The sequence below is a fragment of the Blastomonas sp. genome (genome assembly GCF_041747255.1).
Classification (GTDB): domain Bacteria; phylum Pseudomonadota; class Alphaproteobacteria; order Sphingomonadales; family Sphingomonadaceae; genus Blastomonas.
The window spans coordinates 1-3,368 of the sequence record NZ_JBGTFM010000053.1 but is presented as its reverse complement, the minus strand read 5'-3'; the positions used below and the strand labels follow the sequence as shown (position 1 = coordinate 3,368).

General features: G+C 58.1%; 4 protein-coding genes. 1 reads left to right on the top strand and 3 read right to left on the bottom strand.

Annotated features, from left to right (window positions below):
- A partial coding sequence (locus tag ACEW8G_RS02010; RefSeq protein WP_373486778.1) for a hypothetical protein occupies positions 1 to 186 on the top strand: 186 nt, incomplete at its 5' end.
- A 79-nt stretch (positions 187 to 265) separates the two neighbouring features.
- Here the strand turns inward: ACEW8G_RS02010 and istB are convergent.
- The 3 genes from istB to ACEW8G_RS01995 all read right to left on the bottom strand — a co-directional run.
- Positions 266 to 1,042 (bottom strand): IS21-like element helper ATPase IstB, encoded by a 777-nt coding sequence (gene istB / locus ACEW8G_RS02005; protein ID WP_373486777.1) that lies wholly within the window; start codon positions 1,040 to 1,042, stop codon positions 266 to 268.
- Complete coding sequence (gene istA, locus ACEW8G_RS02000) at positions 1,032 to 2,558, bottom strand: IS21 family transposase (protein ID WP_373486776.1); 1,527 nt, start codon at positions 2,556 to 2,558, stop codon at positions 1,032 to 1,034. The genes istB and istA overlap by 11 nt, the downstream gene beginning before the upstream one ends.
- Positions 2,559 to 2,816: 258 nt before the next feature.
- Positions 2,817 to 3,368 (bottom strand): ATP-binding cassette domain-containing protein (locus ACEW8G_RS01995; RefSeq protein WP_373486775.1); only part of this gene is annotated, 552 nt, incomplete at its 5' end.

The following is a 3,368-nucleotide window of genomic DNA, read 5'->3' as shown; positions in this document are numbered from 1 at the left end:
GGCAGCAACAACCGGCATTTCAACGTTCTGTCGCTCTTTCCCGAAACCGGTCACGTCACCCATGTTTCGACCCTTGCCGCACACAGCCCATTAGGCCGCGCGGTGATCTCGGGCTTTGATCCGGTCTTGCTCGGTGGAAAGCCCAGCCTACTGCCTGCGCGCACCATGCTGTCGTTAGAATGTTGATTTCCGTTGAGAAGTGACCCTGGATTTTCATTGAGATTTGACCCGGGTGGTTGCTAGTTTGGTCGTTGCAGGTTTTGGGTCAAGAGGCTGTTTGCTCCTTTCGGTTTTTGGGTGCGTTGCTGGCGCGGAACCGGAAGCTGTCGTTTCCGGTTTCGAGTATGTGGCAGTGGTGGGTGAGGCGATCGAGCAAGGCGGTCGTCATTTTCGCATCGCCGAACACGCCGCCCCATTCGCTGAAGCTGAGGTTGGTGGTGATGACGACGCTGGTTTGCTCATAGAGCTTGGAGAGCAGATGGAACAGCAGCGCGCCGCCTGATGGACTGAACGGCAGATAGCCCAGTTCATCAAGGATCACGAGGTCAAGGCGCAGCAAGCGCTCGGCGAGCTGGCCAGCCTTGTTGATGGCCTTTTCCTGCTCCAGCGCATTGACCAGATCCACGGTGGAGAAGAACCGGGCTTTCTTGCGATGATGTTCAACAGCCTGAACGCCCAGCGCCGTGGCAATGTGCGACTTGCCGGTTCCAGGACCGCCGATCAGAACGACATTGTCCGCGCCATCCATAAAACTGCCGCAGTGAAGCTGACGCACAAGGGCTTCGTTAACCTCGCTGGCGGCAAAGTCATAGCCCGCAAGGTCCTTGTAGGCCGGGAACCGGGCAGCCTTGATCTGATAGGCGATCGACCTGACTTCGCGCTCAGCCATTTCTGCCTTGAGCAGCTGGGCAAGGGTCGGAACAGCCGCCTCGAACGCAGGCGCGCCCTGTTCGATCAGGTCGCCGACGGCACCTGCCATGCCATACATTTTCAGGCCCCGCAGCATGACCAGGATCGCTGCACTGGCAGGATCATGACGCATGGCGGATCTCCCTGTCACGCAGAGCATCATAGCGCTCGATATTGGCAAGCGGCTCCTTTGTAAGGCGCAAGGCCTGTGGCGCATCGATGGGGGCTGCTGGCGGTGCCTTGCCGTCGGTCAGGCGGTGAAGGATATTGAGCACATGGGTTTTGGTGGCCACCCCGGCATCAAGCGCAAGCTCCACCGCACATAACACCGCCTGCTCATCGTGGTGCAGCACCAACGCCAGTATCTCCGCCATCTCCCGGTCACCGCCGGGACGCTTGAGCAAGATCGCCTGCAGCTTGCGGAACGCATCAGGCAGCGTTGTAAACGGCGCACCGTTGCGCAGTGCGCCAGGTTTGCGCTGGATGACCGCCAGATAATGCCGCCAGTCATAAATCGTGCGCCCCGGCAGATGATGCGAACGCTCAATGATACGGGGATGCTCACACAGTATCTGCCCTTCGGCAGCAATGACGATCCGCTTGGGATATATCCTCACGCTCACTGGCCGATTGGCAAAGGATGCCGGCACGCTGTAGCGGTTACGGTCATAGTTCACGAGGCAGGTCGGAGACACCCGCTTGGTGTGTTCGACAAAGCCGTCAAAAGGACGGCCCAGCGCCATCAGGCTGGGCAGCTCCCTAGCGTGCACATCGGCGACCGTTCCAGGCAGCCCACCATGCTGGATGTGCCCCCATTGCGCGACGCACTGTGCCTCAAGCCATTGATTCAACGCATCCAGATCAGGCAGGTCTGGCATCGGCTGCCATAACCTGCGCCGAGCATCCTGCACATTTTTCTCAACCTGCCCCTTTTCCCAACCTGCAGCAGGGTTACAAAAATCAGTCTCGAACAGATAGTGGCTGGCCATCGCGGCAAAGCGGGCATTGACCTGCCGTGATTTGCCCGAGCCTACACGATCGACCGCCGTTTTCATGTTGTCAAAAATACCGCGGCCAGGCACACCGCCCAGAACCCGGAACGCCTCGGCCAGAGCATCGAACAGCATCTCATGTGTCTGCAGCAGATAGGCCCGGACAATGAACGCCTTGCTGTGAGACAGCTTGGTATGCGCCACCTGCAGCTTGATCCGTTCCCCGCCTAAAACCGCCCAGTCTTCGCTCCAGTCAAACTGGAACGCCTCTCCCGGCGCAAACACCAAAGGCACAAAGGTGCCGCGACCGCTGGTCTGCTGCTGTCGCTGCTGGTCAACTTTCCACGCACGGACAAAAGCCGCGACCCTCCCATATGAGCCTTCATAGCCCAGCGCGACCAGTTCCGCATGCATCCGCTTGGCGGTCCGCTTGTTCTTGCGGGTTTTGCCCGCTTCCTGACCAAGCCACCCTCGCAGCTTGTCGGCAAACGGCGCCAGCTTGCCTGGTCGTGCCGGAACCTTGAACTTCGGCTCAACGGTATCGGCTCGCAGATACTTGCGGATCGTGTTCCGCGATAGCCCCGTGCGCCGCTCAATCTCGCGTATCGGCATGTCCTGACGAAATCGCCAACGACGTATCACACTCAATAAATCCATGTTGATCACTCCTCATCCCCCTGACCAGTCAGTCAGGAAGAAGCTCAAACATGGGTCAAATCTCAGTGAAAACTCTCGCCGCCCCAGGGTCACTTCTCAACGGAAATCAACATTCTGACGCCTCTCGCCCATAAACGGCGTTTGCTTCATTTTGTTTCTGATATTGCTGCAACCAGGGTCACGCAATGGGACTCTTATCCTAATGCGATCGATCGGCATCCTCAATTTGTGCAATGCCGGGCTGGAGGCGGCCCGACGTTATCCTTCGGAACTGATCACATTTGCGAGATAACTCTCGGGTGATCCAGCTATCTGGGCATAGCTACCCGTTTCCACCACTTTGCCGTCGCGAAGTGCAACCACCCAGTCGGCAAATGATATGAGCGACGGGCGATGAGCGATGGTCACGACAGTGACCTCACCGCGCAGATCATTGATTGCCTTTGCAATGATCGCCTGATTTTCCCAGTCCAGCGCGCTCGTCGCCTCGTCCAGAATAAGCAGTTGGGGCTTCCTCAAAAGCGCCCGCGCCAAGGTTATTCTCTGTCGCTCCCCTCCCGAAAGCCGGAGGCCCCGGTCACCGACCACCGTTTGCAAACCTCGTTCGAGCGCACTTACAAATCCGTCTGCCGATGCAGTTCTGAGAGCGGCCCACATGTCTTCTTCGTTGATGTCGCTCCGTCCGAAGGCAAGGTTCGCAGCCAAAGTGTCATGAATCAGAAAACTGTCTTGGGAGACATACGAAATGCTGTCCCTCCAGAGTCGACGGTTCTCTGCAGTGAGCTCGATGCCGTCCAACAAAATGGTGCC

What these genes read in the sequence shown, in the direction of transcription:
- istA (WP_373486776.1), bottom strand. Translation starts at nt 2,558, where the DNA reads ATGGATTTATTGAGTGTGATACGTCGTTGGCGATTTCGTCAGGACATG.
- istB (WP_373486777.1), bottom strand. Translation starts at nt 1,042, where the DNA reads ATGCGTCATGATCCTGCCAGTGCAGCGATCCTGGTCATGCTGCGGGGC.